This window comes from Natrinema sp. 1APR25-10V2 (genome assembly GCF_031626495.1).
GTDB lineage: Archaea > Halobacteriota > Halobacteria > Halobacteriales > Natrialbaceae > Natrinema.
The window spans coordinates 131,043-147,334 of record NZ_JAMQOJ010000009.1 but is presented as its reverse complement, the minus strand read 5'-3'; the positions used below and the strand labels follow the sequence as shown (position 1 = coordinate 147,334).

At 57.6% G+C, this 16,292-nt stretch carries 15 protein-coding genes and 3 pseudogenes; 4 read left to right on the top strand and 14 right to left on the bottom strand.

Translation table 11 applies throughout. The annotated features are described in order from the left end of the window. Positions 1-68: 68 nt before the first annotated feature. Positions 69-1,403, bottom strand: coding sequence for a permease (locus tag NDO75_RS25015; RefSeq protein ID WP_310909326.1), 1,335 nt, complete (start codon positions 1,401-1,403; stop codon positions 69-71). 477 nt (positions 1,404-1,880) lie between these two features. Here NDO75_RS25015 and NDO75_RS25010 point away from each other — a divergent pair, with 477 nt between their 5' ends. From NDO75_RS25010 to NDO75_RS25000, 3 genes are all read left to right on the top strand, one after another. Then, entirely contained in the window at positions 1,881-2,180 is a 300-nt protein-coding gene (locus NDO75_RS25010) for a hypothetical protein (RefSeq protein ID WP_310909325.1), read from the top strand. A 92-nt stretch (positions 2,181-2,272) separates the two neighbouring features. Further along, positions 2,273-3,571, top strand: coding sequence for an APC family permease (locus NDO75_RS25005; RefSeq protein ID WP_310909324.1), 1,299 nt, complete (start codon positions 2,273-2,275; stop codon positions 3,569-3,571). A gap of 57 nt (positions 3,572-3,628) precedes the next feature. Then, a complete protein-coding gene (locus tag NDO75_RS25000) occupies positions 3,629-4,141 on the top strand; it encodes a metal-dependent hydrolase (RefSeq protein WP_310909323.1) in 513 nt (170 codons plus the stop codon). A gap of 23 nt (positions 4,142-4,164) precedes the next feature. On the opposite strand, the gene NDO75_RS24995 is transcribed toward NDO75_RS25000, so the two are convergent. From NDO75_RS24995 to NDO75_RS24950, 10 genes and pseudogenes are all read right to left on the bottom strand, one after another. Beyond that, a complete protein-coding gene (locus tag NDO75_RS24995; RefSeq protein WP_310909322.1) occupies positions 4,165-4,473 on the bottom strand; it encodes a plastocyanin/azurin family copper-binding protein in 309 nt (102 codons plus the stop codon). A 113-nt stretch (positions 4,474-4,586) separates the two neighbouring features. Next, the gene (locus tag NDO75_RS24990) at positions 4,587-5,285 is read right to left on the bottom strand and encodes a DUF1405 domain-containing protein (protein ID WP_310909321.1); all 699 of its coding nucleotides are present in this window, start codon (positions 5,283-5,285) and stop codon (positions 4,587-4,589) included. Positions 5,286-5,961: 676 nt separating this feature from the next. Beyond that, entirely contained in the window at positions 5,962-6,456 is a 495-nt protein-coding gene (locus tag NDO75_RS24985) for a halocyanin domain-containing protein (protein WP_310909320.1), read from the bottom strand. Between the two features lie 147 nt (positions 6,457-6,603). After that, positions 6,604-7,062, bottom strand: a pseudogene (locus tag NDO75_RS24980) (transposase); the annotation flags it as partial. Further along, positions 7,060-7,392: pseudogene (locus tag NDO75_RS24975) on the bottom strand (ISH3 family transposase); the annotation flags it as partial. The pseudogenes NDO75_RS24980 and NDO75_RS24975, both read right to left, overlap by 3 nt. Positions 7,393-7,438: 46 nt before the next feature. Then, a pseudogene (locus NDO75_RS24970) lies at positions 7,439-7,695 on the bottom strand (TATA-box-binding protein); the annotation flags it as partial. An 84-nt stretch (positions 7,696-7,779) separates the two neighbouring features. After that, on the bottom strand, positions 7,780-8,418 hold the full coding sequence (locus NDO75_RS24965; protein ID WP_310909319.1) for a plastocyanin/azurin family copper-binding protein: 639 nt from the start codon (positions 8,416-8,418) through the stop codon (positions 7,780-7,782). After that, on the bottom strand, positions 8,415-9,401 hold the full coding sequence (locus NDO75_RS24960; protein ID WP_310909318.1) for a TFIIB-type zinc ribbon-containing protein: 987 nt from the start codon (positions 9,399-9,401) through the stop codon (positions 8,415-8,417). The genes NDO75_RS24965 and NDO75_RS24960 overlap by 4 nt, the downstream gene beginning before the upstream one ends. Positions 9,402-9,454: 53 nt before the next feature. Beyond that, positions 9,455-9,652: a heavy metal-associated domain-containing protein gene (locus NDO75_RS24955; protein WP_142980870.1), complete on the bottom strand. Its 198-nt coding sequence runs from the start codon at positions 9,650-9,652 to the stop codon at positions 9,455-9,457. A 165-nt stretch (positions 9,653-9,817) separates the two neighbouring features. Then, on the bottom strand, positions 9,818-10,144 hold the full coding sequence (locus tag NDO75_RS24950; protein WP_142980865.1) for a DUF63 family protein: 327 nt from the start codon (positions 10,142-10,144) through the stop codon (positions 9,818-9,820). A gap of 79 nt (positions 10,145-10,223) precedes the next feature. Between NDO75_RS24950 and NDO75_RS24945 the strand changes: the two genes are divergently transcribed. Next, a complete protein-coding gene (locus NDO75_RS24945; protein WP_142980866.1) occupies positions 10,224-11,219 on the top strand; it encodes a universal stress protein in 996 nt (331 codons plus the stop codon). Here NDO75_RS24945 and NDO75_RS24940 read toward each other — a convergent pair. From NDO75_RS24940 to NDO75_RS24930, 3 genes are all read right to left on the bottom strand, one after another. Beyond that, positions 11,208-12,383, bottom strand: coding sequence for an NAD(P)-binding protein (locus NDO75_RS24940; protein WP_310909317.1), 1,176 nt, complete (start codon positions 12,381-12,383; stop codon positions 11,208-11,210). The two genes, NDO75_RS24945 and NDO75_RS24940, sit on opposite strands and share 12 nt — an antisense overlap. A 28-nt stretch (positions 12,384-12,411) precedes the next feature. After that, complete coding sequence (locus NDO75_RS24935; RefSeq protein ID WP_142980868.1) at positions 12,412-13,413, bottom strand: DUF63 family protein; 1,002 nt, start codon at positions 13,411-13,413, stop codon at positions 12,412-12,414. 238 nt (positions 13,414-13,651) lie between these two features. Continuing rightward, a complete protein-coding gene (locus NDO75_RS24930) occupies positions 13,652-16,258 on the bottom strand; it encodes a heavy metal translocating P-type ATPase (protein WP_310909316.1) in 2,607 nt (868 codons plus the stop codon). Between the last annotated feature and the right edge of the window lie 34 nt (positions 16,259-16,292).

Sequence of the window (16,292 nt, the reverse complement as noted above, 5' to 3'; positions counted from 1 at the left end):
TGTCTGTGTCGTCGAATTATTGATAGACGAAATTCATATTGTGAACTACGTGAGCAGGTAGATACCCGTCAGTCCGTCATCGCCGCATGCCCTTCCTCACCGCGTTCCCCGCCAGCCACCGAATCCTGTTTGTGCAGCCAGTAGAGGAACGCGAAGAACGCCGTCGCGAGGACGTTCAACACGAGCTTGTAGTTGAGTTCGATGGACACTTCGGCGATCTGCGCGGAGGCTCGTGAGGGGATGAGGCCCAGGCCCAGGAACAGGAAGTGGACCACGAACCCGGCGATAACGGCGGTGACGAAGATCATCAGGGACAGCACCGCCGCGAACGTCGTCCCGTAGTACTCGTCGTAAGCCTTCATGATCGGCGGAACGATGAGGTCCGCGAAGATGTACGACAGCACCGACCCGAAGGGGAGCCCGCGCGTCCAGAGGACGGTCCCGAACGGGACGTTCCCGACCGAACAGACGAAGGTGACGACGCCGATGATCGCACCCAGCGCGGCCGTCCAGAGGACGTACACCGGCAAACCGAACACGGCCCCGGAGAAGACGCTCGTCCAGACGGCTTCGGGGATGAACCCGGCAATGAGGCCGGCGAAGATGAACCCGATGGCGATCTCGTCCCACAGCATCGCCCACTCCTTCCACTGTTTGTCCGCGAGCGATTTCCACCCCGACCACGAGGTCGCTTTCTCCGGAATCGACGTGTTCGCTTCCTCAGGGTCGAAGGAGTCCTTGCAGGACTGCGAGCAGAAGTAATACGTCTGCCCACCATGCTCGATAGAGTAGTCGGTCTCCTCGGGATCGACCTCCATTCCACAGACCGGGTCTTGGACAGTGATGCCCTCATCGTCGGTGACGTTCTCGCGGGCTTCATCGAGAATCTTGTCGGGGACGACGTAGACGAAGCCGACCGACATCAGGCCGATGAGGAGCAGCCCACCGACCACGTCGGCCAGCAGGAACTCCCAGCCCAGCAACAACCAGATGACGATGCCGATCTCGATGACGAGATTCGTCGAGGCGAACTGGAACGCCGCCAGCGCCGCCGCAGCCGACGCCCCCTTCTTGTAGAGGTTCTTCGCCGTGGCGATCGCCGAGTACGAACACGACGAGGAGACGAACCCAAAGAACGTCGCGAGGCCGATGGAGCGAGGCCCGTGTCCCTCGAGCAGCTCCGAAATCTGCTGGGTCGAGACCCACGCCTCGACGCCGCCGGCGATGGCGAACCCGATCACGAGCGCCCACCAGGTGATCCACGCCATCGCGGCGGTGGTCGTCGCGGCCTGCCTCGTGCTCTCCACGAAAAACGTTCCGAGCGGTTTCGTCGTCGTGACGATGCCGATGGCAACGGTGATTACAGCGATGACCGAGAGGATCGCGTAATCTGATCTGTCCATTATCGTGGTGGCCTACATCTAGGGGCTCCTCTCCTAATGCGGTTGTGGCTACATCTCTGGGATATTTCGTTTGTGATCCTTTGGATACCGGCATCACAACCCTAGTGGAATTTGGAATCAAGGGGTACGCCACTTCGGGTGCGGAGTAATTGACTTGTGGCTGGCTGGGGAGGATAGTCGTATGCTCACGTCCTTTAGCGAACTTCTCGTGACGGGTATCATTCTCGCGAGCACCGTGTACACGGTGAGTAAAACGCCCGCTATCTGGCACCAGTACGAGGGAATATATGGGCACCTACTCGTTGGCGTACCGCTCGTTGGGTTACTGTTCGGGATCGCCCATCTCGGGATGCTCACACCGCTTCCGCATGGCCCGCTCGCTGCAGTGGAAACCGGTGCTCTCCTTAGTCTCGTGGCCGTACTCGGCGCACTCGGGTACATTCACCCGCGACTTGGGTATTCTAGGGGAGAATCCCGATGATGGCGCTCCTCTTCTCGTTACTCTCGGCAGTCATCGCTGGTGGGCTTGCGTTCCTTTGTTACATCCTGCTCTACGGGGACACCGTGCTGGTGATTCAGCGGCCGTTCTTTTTTAGAATCGGCGTTGGAGCCCTCTGTGCTGCCGTCCTCGGAGCGGGTGCAGTCGTGGTCGGGTGGGTTCCGACACATCTCGTTCACGCTATCTTCGCCGTGTCAGTCGCTGCGGCGGTCCAAGCGGTTCATAACGGTCTCCATCCAGATACTGAAGCGTGGTTCTACTCGCTTTTCGGAACCTGAGCATCGAAGTAGACGATTTCTACTCCCCAGGCTGAGGTGGTTTGGATTCTAAACAACAAGAAGTCTAAAGATGGCGCCCCAACGGAGAGACGATGAGCGAGAAGCTGGGCCGTCTCGGTGCAGTCTCGATTGCGCTCGGTGGTATGATCGGAGGTGGGATCTTCGCCGTACTTGGCGTCGTTGCGGAAATGTCGGGGCCTGCGGCGTGGCTCGCCTTTACCGGCGGCGGTGTCGTCGCGTTCTGCGCTGGCTACTCGTACGTTCGTCTCCAGCGGCTTGGCGACGTGTCCGGCGGCTCGGTCAGTTTCTTACAGGAGTTCGGTGAGTCGACGACGGTCGCTGGGATGGTCGGGTGGACGCTTCTGTTTGGCTATATCGGGTCGATGGGGATGTACGCGTTCGCATTCGGTAGTTTCGCGACGAAACTTCTCGGCGTCGAAACAGCCCTCGGGGTTCCACTCCGCCCCGTCGTGTCGGTTCTCAGCGTCCTGGGGTTTGTACTGCTGAACGTCCTCGGCGCCCGGGCGAGTGGCGTGACCGAGGTGCTCCTCGTCGCGGCAAAGGTCGGGATTCTCCTCATTTTCGGTGTGTGGGGGTTCTATTTTGGAGCGCGGACAGGACAGCTGACGACCGGGTTCTCCTCCGTCGCGACGGGCGGGTTGCTCATGTCCGCTGCCCTCTCGTTCGTCGCCTTTCAGGGTTGGCAGCTACTCTTTTACGACGAGGGAAGTCTTCGGAACGCCCGGACGACCATCCCGCAGGCGATCTATCTCTCAATTCCCGCGTCTCTCGGGCTGTACGTCCTCGTGGCAGTCGTCACGACGAGTCTGCTTCGGCCCGAAACGATCGCCGCGAACCCCGAGGTGTCACTCGCCATCGCGGCCGAACCGTTCATGGGGCAGATGGGGTTCATCCTCATTTCCGTGGCGGCACTGTTCTCGACTGGGAGCGCGATCAACGCCACGCTGTTCTCGGCGGCCCACTTTGCGACGGGAATGCTTGAAGACGACCTACTTCCTGACCGGATCGGAGATGCCGATGCCGACGGTGCTCCTACGCGAACACTTCTCATCTTGGGCCTGATAACGGCCGCGTTCACCGCCTACGGTAGTCTTCAGGGAATCACGTCGTTCGCGTCGCTTGCCTTCATCACTGTCTTTGGGTCGATGAGTTTCCTCGCGTTCAGGCATCGAGCGGGGCTTCGAACAGGTATCCTCCCCGCCGTCGGCGTGGTGGGTGCAGTACTGTTCTTCCCGTCGTTAGTGTACCACCTCGCCGTGATGGAACCCGCCGTCTTTAGTGTGGTTCTCGTTGTGACGGTCGTCCTCCTGGGACTGGAAATCATCTACTTCGAGCGCGAGACTATTCGCTCCGAAATCGATGGCGTGTGATGCTGACGGGGCAGCAGTGCGTGAACGGTTTACGTAACCTGGATAGTATTGTCGAGTGTGCTCTTTTGGGTCCACGCTGCAGTCGCGTATCTCGTTTACCGAGGCATTTCTGGTGGCGCTACTGACCGATGTGACGATGTCCCGATCATCGCCCTGTTCGGAGGCGCGTTGCTCCCGGATCTCGTCGACAAACCACTCGCGTTTGTACTTCCATCGCTCCCGAGTCGGTCGGTCGCGCACTCAGTGTTCGCCGCGGCACTCGTCGTCCTGATTGTCTTCTACGTCACGAAACACAGAGACCGGTGGGAGGTCGGCGCGGCGTACGCGCTCGGATATGGATCACACCTCGCTGCGGACCTCGTGGATTACCTGTTCGTCCCCGGGGAGACGCTACTGTTTCTGTTCTGGCCGGTCGTAACTGATTATCACCATGTCGAGACGATCGGAGACCTGCTCGCGCTGGTGTCTCCGACCCCGTATGTACTCGGACAAACCGTCGTCACGATACTGGGGCTCTGGCTATGGATGGCCGATGGAATGCCGGGATACCCATCGATCCACCGTCAGTGATCGAGTGAGGTCGAGTCTCGTGGTCATTCGACGATGACACGTCCGACCATCCCGCTTTCCTCGTGTGGCAGGCAGAAATACTGGTACGTCCCCGTGACGTCGAACGTGTAACTGTAGGTTTCGCCTCGTTCGAGAAACCCTCTCGCTGACGTACTCTGCCGGACGGCCTGCTCGGACTCGTAGCCGCCGCTTGCGAAGTACGACGCCTCGTTGGGAATCGCTTCTTCGTATGCCGATGCGGTATGGGGGACTCCACTCTCGTTCACCCAGGTGACCTGCTGACCGGGGTCGATTGTGACTTCGGCCGGATCGAATCGGAGGTCGCCCGTCATCGTGACCGTCGGACCCGACGGGCCGCTACCTCCGAGACAGCCAGCAATCGCGGTTGCCCCGACTGCTAGCACACTCCGGCTCCGGCGAAGTACCGACCGTCGTGAATAGCCGTTCATCGGCGCACCCCTCGTGCGGAGGACTCCTCAGTTGTTTCGAGCTTCTTCACCCGTGTCGCTAGTGCGAGAAACGTCGCGGCGAGCGTCAGCGTCACGGCCGCGGCCGCTGCGAGGTCGTGCGCTCGCACCGAGTGATCGAGTGCGCCGTTGACGAGTTCGGCCCGCAGGAACGTGTGGTGGAACTCCCCGACGAGCGGCGCGAAGTAGTCCACGATGTCGTTGAGGCCGTACCAGACGGTGGTGACGGCGACCGCACCGACCGTGAACTCGGCGTAGCGATAGATCAGGAACGACTGGAGGCTCATCGCGAGATGGCTTACGATGAGGAACCAGTAGAGCCAGGGTTCGATACCGCCCGGTCCGTTGAGAACCAGCTGGACGAACGGCGTCCAGAGACCGAGTTTGATGTTGCCGAAGAAGGCGAGCATATGGAGCCACTCGACGTCGTAATCCAGTTTCCACGCGGCGAGACTGAGCGCGACGAACAGCGTCGCGGCGGGGCTGTCGGGGACGAACGGCCACATCACTATCGGGGTTTGGGCCAGCTGGAAGCGGTAGTACCAGAACCCGAACGCAGTCCCGGCCAGATTAATCGCGACGATGACCCACGCGTACCGAAGTGCGAGGTCCTCGACGCGCTCTGGTAGCGGTGCGAGATAGCTAGGTAGGCGGCTTGAACGTGTTGTCGTGGTCATTCTCGAAACAGGTCACACATTCCGGATTCAGCACCGTGCCGGTTCGTCATGATGATGCCACTGATCAGCATCAGCACCGCGAGGGCGACCATTCCAAGATCCCATCCCGGCGGTTATATTTGATCCCATGCTACTGGCCATTCCGTCATCCATACCGGTCCCCATCCCGCCACCCATTCCCCAGTTCATGCTGGCATTCCTGGTAATACAACCCCGATTATTGCTGGTCGTTCGATTGCCAATTTTTCGATCGCTTCTACTGGGAGATGTCCCTCCAACGCGTAGCCCTCAGTAGTAATCGTGTGGCATGCCCACAGTTCGCGTGGGATGCCTGCGCACTGCTTCGGTTCGGCGTAGTTCTTTTGCTCCACGATATCGAGCCTGTCTACGCCGCGTTCGGTCAAGATATCCGCGTATTCGTGACAGCACGGGCACGACGGAGACGTTACGAGCGTGCCACCGTTTAGCAGGGTAATTGCTGCCTGATTGAGGTTGGGTGAGTTGGTGTCGGTACCAGATGACCCGAGACAACCGGCTACACCGAAAATTCCGATAGCCCCTCCTACTTGGAGAGCATGGCGACGAGTCCATTGTGACGACATGAATAGTTCCGTTTGGACCCATGTACACACGATAGTGTTATTAATTCTCATCGGGCGGGAAACAGAGAGAGTCGCTATTCCACGACGATTGCTCCTTTCTGCTCGAGTGCTCGGTGTGCTATACAATAGTACAAGTAGGTACCTGGCTCATCGAAGGTGTACGCCCAGGTTTCCCCTTCACCTGAAATGAGGCTGCTGTCGAACGTCTCGTCTTCGGCCGTGACGCTGTGGCTGTTACTATCGACCCACTCCCAGGTCACGTCCGTGCCGAGGGAAACACGGATCGCCGCCGGATCAAAGACGAACTGTTGGCCGGCACCGTCGACAGCACCATTCCTGACGGTCACTGATCCCTCGTCGGTACGGTCGTTGATTCCGTCGTAGTTCGCAATCTCCGAGAGGTAGTCGGCGACTTCCTGATTCCCGCTGTTGTTGCCGTCGGTTTCTTCGTCAGTGGGCGTGTCCCCACCGTTTCCATCGCTCCCGGTAGCGTCGTCGCCGCCGAGACAGCCAGCGATCGAACCGATCAGCGCCACGCCACTTCCTGCCAGTATTTGCCGCCGTGACATCTCCATAGGACGAAGGTTGTGTGCTACGTATCTTAAGCGAGTCGTCAATTTGCTGGGCCAGCAAATTGACTCCTCCGATTATGTGTGCTAGCAGTAGAGATACACGTGGTAGTACCATCAACGCTCATGTGTAGCACGTTGTTGATTTCAGAGAGTGGCTGGAACAGCGTGTTTGAGAGCGTCTCGTCCCGGTATACGAAGAGATCTCGTCGGAGCTGTAATGCTCTGAGATACTGTGTTAGCTTGTCCTTTGAGACACCTCGAGGCGGCGAGAGCCACCGTCGCATCAGCGACGCGTGGCTCCCGCAAGTGTTGACGTGGATCTCTTCATCAGCGTACTCGCCGTCGCCGTGGACGACGTATTCGCGGTCGAATTCGTCGTCCCCCTCAAGCGGTTCGTACGCTCGAAAGCCGTCGGTATAGACGGTGAGCGACTCCTGCTGGCGGTCGGCCAGCAGGAGTCGATTCGTCTGCGGCTTTCGCCGGGATCACGTACCGCTGCTTGGTGCCCCGATCGACCGGAATGAACACGGGTGGTTTGTCGTCTTCGTACGTTCCTCGTCCGCGCGTGGACAGGCCACGCGAGCGCGACTCGCGGTCGTGCTCCGAAACGACCTCCACCTGCTGGGGAAGGACGTCGAGAACGTCTTTCTGAAGGAGCGCGGTTCCGACTTGTTCGAGCGTCTCAAGGTCGAACTTGGTGCGGAGATGGTAGAGAACCGAGTTTTCGTGGGGTGCATCTTCACTTCTCTCACAGGGCGTTGAGACCGAGGTCCCGTCAGCGCGTGCGCCGACGAGGACCTCGTAGATGTCTTCAGCATCGAGTTCAGCGTTTTCAGCGAGTGTGAGAGCAACTTCCTCGTCAAGAGAGTTGACGAGGAAGTTAAGAAGCTGGTCCTCGTGGATTTCACCGTCTGCTTGCTTGGTATTAGACACACCTTCAGCAAGCAGACGTCTCAACTAACCGGCTTTGTGATGTACTGAGTTCGTTGAACACGAATTCTAACGCGTTATTAATGTCTTGAACACTTTTTGCGCCAGTACAGACCGCTTTCCCAGAGCGGAAAATAAGTGTGTCAGCTTTCGAGATTGGGTGCGAAAGACAAGTCCTGGGAAGGATTCCGGCTGATACTCTGTAGTGGGGAGGTCGTCGGCTAACGGCTTCAGATTCAGTTCCTGACCCAATTCGGTTGAAGCGACCACGTTCTGGATTTCGAGGGTGTCCTTTGACTCGGGCATGGTTTTCAAAGGGCCACGATAGTCTTACTACTCTCGCTCATAACCGCTGATCGTGAAGGAATCTCGCAGAAGCCTTCTACTGTTCTACTCGACACCATAATCACCACCGTACTTCATGAAGACGTAAGTCAACCCGAGCGTGCTCACCATCGCGGCGAACGCTAAGATACCTAGGGTTTTTGCACTGTCCGGCACCTGTGGTGCTGGTTGTCCACCACCACTCTCGCCACTGCCACCACTCGCGGTGCCAGTAAACGGGTACGCAATCGACCCTTGATCGACGATCGTTTGGCTATCTGGCATCTGTCCGCTCGGAGGGTTGGTCGGGATAGAGCTCTCTGTTGCCGGTCCACCGGGACTTCCGACGACGATTCGCCCGACCTGTCCCAATGATACGTGAGCGGTGCAGTTGTAATCATATGTCCCCTCGACCTCGAACGTATGTTCGAACGTCTCTCCTTCTTGCAGTAACCCGCTGTTCCAGGGATCTGCATCGCTTGGGATGCGGTCTTCATAGGCGGTTGAGGAGTGTGGGGCCGCCGCTCCCATCTCGAAGATTACGGTCTTACCCGGTTCGACGAACAGGCCTACTGGGTCGATGAAGAAGTCTCCCCCCTCCATGGTAATCTGGACTGTCTTGGCTTCCTGTGCGGCTGTCGGCTGTGCGAGAGTACTCGCCGCTGCGAGTCCTCCCGCCGTTTGCAGAAACGTTCGTCTTTTCATGACTCTAGTTCGTTTGGATCCGCATCATCGGCAATTTCGAGCAGCTCTTGATAGCGATTTCTGATTGTGACTTTGCTCACATTGGTCACCTCGCTCGCGTCGGCCTGGGTGAGACTGTCCTCCGTACGTCTCGTCGCTGCATAGATCGCGGCTGCCGCAAGCCCAACCGGACTTTTCCCACTCAATGCGTCCTGCTCTGCCGCCACTTCAAGGAGGTGTCGGGCACGAGTTTCGGTTTCGACCGAAACCTCACAGTCGGATGCAAATCGTGGGAGGTAGTCGGTTGGATCGTCCGGCGCAATCCCCAACGCGAGTTCGCGAGCGACGTATCGATAGGTTCGCGCAAGTTTGCTCTTACCGATGCGGCTGACTGCAGCCACCTCATCGAGACTCCTGGGCGTGTTCGCTTGCCGAGCTGCGGCATACAATGCACTAGCACCAACCCCTTCGATCGATCGTCCTCGAAGTAGGTCTTTCTCAAGGGCACGGCGGTAGATCACGCTCGCAGTCTCACGAATCGGGGTGGGTAGATCGAGTGCGGATGCCATTCGGTCGATCTCGCCGAGCGCCTGCTTGAGATTCCGTTCCTTGCTATCCCGCGTGCGAAAGCGTTCGTCCCAGGTTCGGAGTCGCTGGAATTTCTGCTGTTGGCGTTTGCTCAACGCATTTCCGTACGTATCTTCGTTACGCCAGCCGATCATCGTCGAGAGTCCCTTGTCGTGGAGGGTGTGCGTTATGGGAGCACCGACACGGGACTTCTGCGAAGTCTCGCGTTCAGTGAACGCTCGCCATTCGGGCCCTCTGTCGATGTTCGACTCTTCGAGTACCAACCCGCATGCGTCACAATGGTACTCCCCTTTATCCTCGGAATAGATGACCGTTCCATCACACTCGACACATGTGGAGCGGTGCGTAGGGGATGTTTCTGCTTCGGATTCCGGTTGACGCCGGATGGATGTGGATGCTGTGTTTGGGGGTATCATTGGCGGATATCGTGTCTGGATCGGAGACTCGGCGGGCGCTCGCTATCGACTGTTTAGCCGACAGCGGAGTAGCCAGCGTCTTCCACGGCCTGCCGAAGGTTCTCGAGATCGGTATCACCGTCAATCGTTGCGGTATCAGTCGCTCGGTCGGCCGTCGCACGTTCGACTCCTGATACGCCTTCGAGTGCTTCTCGAACGGTCTGTTCGCATCCGTCGCAGGTCATTCCTTTGACAGTGATCTGGAGACTCATCGTCGTCATATCATACACCTTCCTCTTTCACGTGAGTTTCTATTATAATACGACAGAATTGGGCGGTGTGTTCTTTGAAGAATGCTGCTTTACTACCGTGTGATTCGTTGAATCGAATGTCCGACTGCAGGGATAGAAACTACGGCAGTCGCATCCATCTCTTTGTCAGACTCCGAGCATCATCCGAATCGATCCACGAACACCCATCGGAAGGCCGACGGCCATCGCGACGAACGCGATAAGCCACCACCACGTGTAGTCCATCTCTCCCTCGCCGTCTGCGAGGATCCATACGACAACCGTCACGGCAATCAGCTTCAGGACGAACGTCGAGCCAGCGAAGCCGGTGATATTCTCGCGAAAATATGATTCATACTGCTCGCAGCAGCTACATTCTGATGAGCTAAGACACGTCAGTCCTACACTCTCGCCCCCTGTTTTCTTTCGAAACGGGAGTGATCCAGCAAGGGCTACGCGCGGTGACCCTCTCAAATCACTATCCCAGAGACCATTTGGCCGGTTTCGATTCTTAACAGAAAGCGCGGTAAATCATCGTTACGTATAGATATGTATGAGCTCCCCACGCCGTCTAGAAGTTCGAGAAGGTCCGGACATCAACCAGTACAACCAGATCCTCATTCCACTCTACGGAGTTGATGTAGTGGATTCAGTGGTCCAATATGGTCTATCACTTGCGGAAATGTATGATGCGGCTCTCCACGTATTATCTATTCAAGATGAGGAACGCACGGAGGTGGAATCCGACCAAGTCACTAAACAAGAGGAGTGGGACGCAGCAGCGGTAATTGAACCCGTGGTGGATCAGGCCCACTCGCTCGGGCTCAATGTGATACCAGCAGTGGATTGTGGGCACTCTCCAGGTGTTATTCGGGAGTACGCTGAAGAGAATGATATTGATTTGCTTGTTCACCAGAAACCTAAACAGACTAGATTAGCACGAATTCTCCGGAGAGATGTCTCCAGCCAGATCATTCAAAATATCTCTCTTCCTGTCTTGACGATACCTGATAGGGATCCACCTGATCCGGTTGGAGAGTTATCTACTAGCCAGTTCACAGACATTCTCGTGCCCACGGATGGATATGATGAGGCATCTGTGGCTTTCAAACATGGGCTACAAATTGCTAAACGGTATGATGCGACCCTACATGGACTTCTTGTTATTTCCGAACAGTCCTATTCGAGTCGGCCTGGATTCACGTGGGAGGAAGTTACTGACTCTTGGGAACAGCGGGGAACTCGGCTCTTGGAGGACATTACGGAGAAGGCAGCGACCTTAGACGTTCCTGTCCGAACTACGTTGAGTTATGGTCAAGCTCAACAGGAGATTCTCAAATATACTGAGGTGAATGGCATCGACCTTGTTACAATGGGGACACGAGGATTGACTGGTATTCGCCGACTGTTACAGGGAAGTGTCGCAGCTCAAGTGATCGAGGAAGCAGATTACCCCGTTCTGACGATTAACCGCAGGACAGCTGAATTGAAAAAGCACCCGTATACTTTTTGTCGGAAGTCCAAACAGAACAGGAAGTCAATCAATTAATTCCCACTGGTTGGTCATTCCTCCATAGACACGGTTTAAAACTCGTCGTCTCGAGAAAATACGGGCAAATAAAACAGGGTGGCGGAGGAGACGCAGTAGAACTGTACTCGGAGACCGGTCAACGTCTTCAATATCGATCCCGGCAGCGGCACGAATTGCTGCTCCCAGAACCTTGGGATTACGAGTTTCAAGAAAGTATCTCACAACTGTGGCGAAAATGTACTCCGTTTTCATCCTCTGATATAATCTGTCAGGATAACTGTGTAATTGGCCTCTGTTAGCCAGCTCTGCGGCCAAGAATCCGGATTCAACGGCCTGTGAGATCCCCTTTCCGGTGAGTCGGTTTGCTATACCTGCAGCATCACCCACTCGTACGACGGAATGCTCCGGTAGATGGGTTCTGTCGGGATCAAGGCTTGGTCCCTCGGGAATGATTGCGACGTTCGTCCGTTCCTGCGACGGGACTGCCCACCCATTCCGCTTACAGGCTTCCCTCAATGCCTTCATATAATCACTAGGCCGGTCACTGACCGTCCAGCCGATACCAACGTTGGCTCGTTGCGATGTCTTCGGGAATGCCCACGAGTACCCTGTATAGTTCTCCAGAATTATCCGGCTGTTCGGGTACAACTCGGTGAAGTCCCCTTCGACATCACTGTTAAGCGCTACCATATATCCTGAATACTCGTTGGTTGTTCCGAGCGCTTTACTAGAGAGTGATGGCTGATCGGTTGCATCAACGACGAGATCATACTCATCGGTGAACTCGTGGAAATCTGTCCGTGTGATAGACTGGTTTTCGTGGATGTCAACACCCTTCTCTGAGAGTTGTTCTGCCCAGGACTGCTCAACGACATTTCGGTCCGTTATATATGTATCCGCAGCAGGAAAGGTGCCGGCTCCAGTGCGGTGGCGATCGGCGTCGATTCCGTCATACACCTCCACTTCCATCGCTGGCAGCGGATTGAGAAAGCCGTTCTCTACAGTCGGCTCGAGTGGGATCTTCGATACCGCTGTCATCGCTTCTCCGCAATTAACGCGTTTGCTATCGTAGGACTGCCGCTCATATAGTTCGACGTCGAACCCAGCGTCGTCAAATCCAGCAGCTGCTGCAAGCCCGGCCATCCCTCCACCTATTATCGCAATTCTGCATGTTCGAGTCATCGGTTTGTACCAATCTTTGAGACCATCGTTAAGCTCCCAACAGCATCCGAAGTGATCCCCGAACGCCCATCGGAAGTCCGATCGCTCCGATGAAGAACGTCATAAGCCACCACCACGTGTGATTCATCTCCTCTTTCGCATCAGCGAGATACCACACGATGCCGACAGTCACGACAAGTTTCAGCACGAACGTCGATCCGGAGAATCCAGTCGCCTGGTACACGAGATTCGTGACGAACAACTTGGGGGAGTAGCCGATGAACGTCACACCGATGAGGTTCTGCGCAGCGTCCCACAGCTGGCCAAAGACGGCCAGCAGAATTAGCGGGTGTCGAAGGTGTGTGACGTTGACGAAACTCGCGCCCCAGTAGTAGAGCGCGGTCACTCCGAGAGCTATTCCCGTCGTCGCGACAGGAACCCATAGGCGAAGTGGGGTCGACGTCGAGAGGCCGTGCCAAACTGCCCACCCGACGGCACTGACAGCCCACACCGACCCGACAAGCCCGACTGTTAGCGGGATAGAACCGATATTTTGGTCACGCACGAGTGCACCGACGCCGAGCGCGAGGACGGTGATAGCGGTGACGACGAAGTAGATCGACGGCGTAATGAACCACACCGCGTAGTCTCCCAGCAGGCCGATGTCCTCAAGCGCTCGCATCGCGCCGCCGGCGATAATGATCGGAGCGAATCCGTAAGCCAGGCGTGCGTCGAACGTGACATCGAGCTGGTCGAGATACGCCCGCAGTCCGGGGAGGCTGTACACGACCGCCGCGAGGTAGGTTACCGTGTTCACCGCATTGTAGCCCCGGACAGCACGAATCCCCTCGTGCGTGACTGGCTGACTAACGGCGTCGGCGACGACTGGCCCCCAGAGGTACTGCCAGATGAACCGGTCGTAGACCAGCGTCGGGAACACAAGGAGGCCCGCACCGACGAGGACGAGCGGGGCGAGCAGGTACAGCGCCCACCACTCGCGTGAGCCGGTCTCCGGAAGGACGGTTTCGACGCGTCGGGTGACAGTACTCACGACTCGTTCACCTCCAATCGCCACGTCGTACTCTTCGAGCGCCCCCACTGTTCGAGTGAGACGTTTGAGAGGTCGTCCTGAAGTTGGCTGAGGTACTGTGCAACGGCCTTCGGCGATCCGTCAAGGTCGCCGGCGATCTCGCGAGCCCGGAGGTATGTCGGTTCGCTACTGGCTGTCTCGACGAGGTACCTCCGAACCGTTTGGCGGGAAATATTTGACATTGATATAGAGGTGACGTTCAGCGGAGGCGACCGAAGAGCTTGTAGTCGTGATCGGGGGTGTACCGCCGGAACAACAGGCTGTTCGTCAGCACCGACACGCTGGAGAACGCCATTGCTGCTGCAGCGAGTACGGGCTGGAGCAGGCCGAGCGATGCTAACGGGATCATCGCCGTGTTGTAGCCGAGCGCCCACACGAGGTTCTGCTTGATCTTCTTGAGTGTCGCGTCCGAGATCCGGATCGCCTTCACCACGTCGAGCGGATCATCGCGCATCAGCGTAAGGTCCGCAGCCTCAATGGCGACGTCCGTGCCGGAGCCGATGGCTGTCCCGACGTGTGCGACCGCGAGCGCCGGCGCGTCGTTGACGCCGTCACCGACCATCATCGCCTGCCGACCCTCGTCCTGAATACTGTCGACGGCGTTGGACTTGTCCTCGGGAAGGACCTCTGCTCGGACATTCTCCGGATCGATACCGACCTGTTTGGCGACCGCACGAGCAGTTCGTTCGTTGTCACCCGTAATCATCATCACGTCAACGCCCCGTTGTTGTAGGGCCGTAACGGCCTGCTTGGAGCTCTCTTTGATTGTGTCGGCGTCAGCCACTACACCAACCAGTTCGCCCTCGAAAGCGACGAGCATCGCCGTCTTCCCCTCGTTTTCGAGGCGTTCCATCGTCTCTTCGGCGGGAGACGGGTCGATGTCGTTGTCTCGCAGCAACTTGCGGTTGCCGACCAGCACCTCGCTGTCACCAATGACTGCTTTGATCCCGTGGCCCGGAACGTTCTCGAAGTCGTCAGGCTCAGTCACGTCCAGACCGCGTTCTTCGGCCCCTTCGACGATTGCCCGCGCGAGGGGGTGTTCGCTTCCGCTTTCTGCGATCGCCGCCAGCCGCAGCACGTCGTCCTCTGAGAGGCGGTCACGAGTGCTGAGCTGTCCACCATCTGGTGTCGGCTCGCCCCCGTCAGTCACCGCATTTCCATCGCCATCGAAGACGACCACGTCGGTCAGTTCCATTTCACCCTTCGTGAGGGTGCCCGTCTTGTCGAAGACGACCGTGTCGACGTCTTTCGCGCGTTCGAGGATGTCACCGCCCTTGAACAGGACGCCGTTCTGGGCCCCAATGGTCGTCCCGACCATCGTCGCCGCGGGCGTCGCCAGCCCCAGCGCACAGGGGCAGGCAATGAGGATCGAGGACGCGAAGACGATGATTGCGAACTCGAAGACGGTGACCGTGCCGCCCGCCGCTGCCGGGCCGCCCGCCACCTGCCCCCATAGCGGGAGCCAGTCAACGAAGCCAGCCAGCACCTCCGGGAACAGGAACCAAATAACGCTCCAGAGGATAGCGTTCGCGATAACTGCCGGCACGAAATACGCCGAGATGCGGTCTGCTAGATTCTGGATATCTGGCTGGCGCGATTGTGCTTCCTTGACGGTCTGAACGATTTGCTGGAGGGCAGTATCTTCGCCGACGTTAGTGGCCTCCACGAGAAGAACGCCGTTCTCGTTAATCGTCGAGCCGACGACCTCATCTCCCTCCTCTTTTTCTACAGGGACAGACTCACCGGTAACCATCGACTCGTCGACGGCGGACTGCCCGTCAACGACGACCCCGTCGGTTGGGATCTTCTCACCGGGGCGGACTTTCATCTGGTCACCCGTTGTGACCTCTTCAAGTGGAATCTCTTCCTCACTACCATCCTCACGGACAATGGTCGCCGTTTCGGCTTCCATTTCGAGGAGCTTCCGGAGGGCCTCGCCCGCTTGACCCTTTGAACGAGCTTCGAGATAGTTACCGAGCGTAATGAACACGAGGATGAGGGCTGCCGTGTCGAAGTAGAGCCCACCCGCGATGAGTTCAGCAAGGACTGCCACAGAGTATAGATAGGCCGTTGTCGACCCGATCGCGATCAGCACGTCCATGTTGGCGCGGCCATTCTTCACGATCGCCTTGTACGAGTTCTTATAGAACGGCCAGCCGAGGATCGCCTGTACCGGCGTGGCGAGCAGGAACTCGACCCAGCCGAGTTCCACGCCGAAAACGGTTTCAGGGACGAACACGCCACCGAGAAGATAGCTGTCGATGAGGAAGAAGAGCAGTGGAACTGATAATACTGCCCCAAAGAGGGTTAGCCTGAGCTGTTTCCGTATCTCAGCCTGGCGGGCGGCATCACGCGCATCCTGCCCCGAGCCCTCATCGCCACTGTCTTCGCGAACTGGCGAATAGCCGGCGTCTTCGATGGCATCGTACAGCGCATCGAGAGACACCTCTGCCGGATTGTAGGTCACCTGCGCCTCGTCAGTCGCGTAGTTTACCTCCGCGGTAATGACTCCGAGTGTACTTTCGAGAGCAGTTTCGTTAGTTTCGGCGCAGTTGGCACACGTCATATCGGAGATGGCGATGGTCACCGTCTCCGAGACTGCACCGTAGCCCGCCTCGTCGATTGCGTCGTAGATTTCGTGAAGCGATACTGTCTCGGGATCGTAGGTAACAGACCCCTCATCGGTGGCGAAGTTCGCATCCGCCTCCGATACCCCCTCAAGTGATTCGAGAGTGTCCTGAATCGTCGCCGAGCAGTTGGCGCAGGACATTCCCGTAATGTCGAGATGTATTGTTTGGCTTGTCATGCTCGTATTACTATACGGGGTCTATATTTACGCG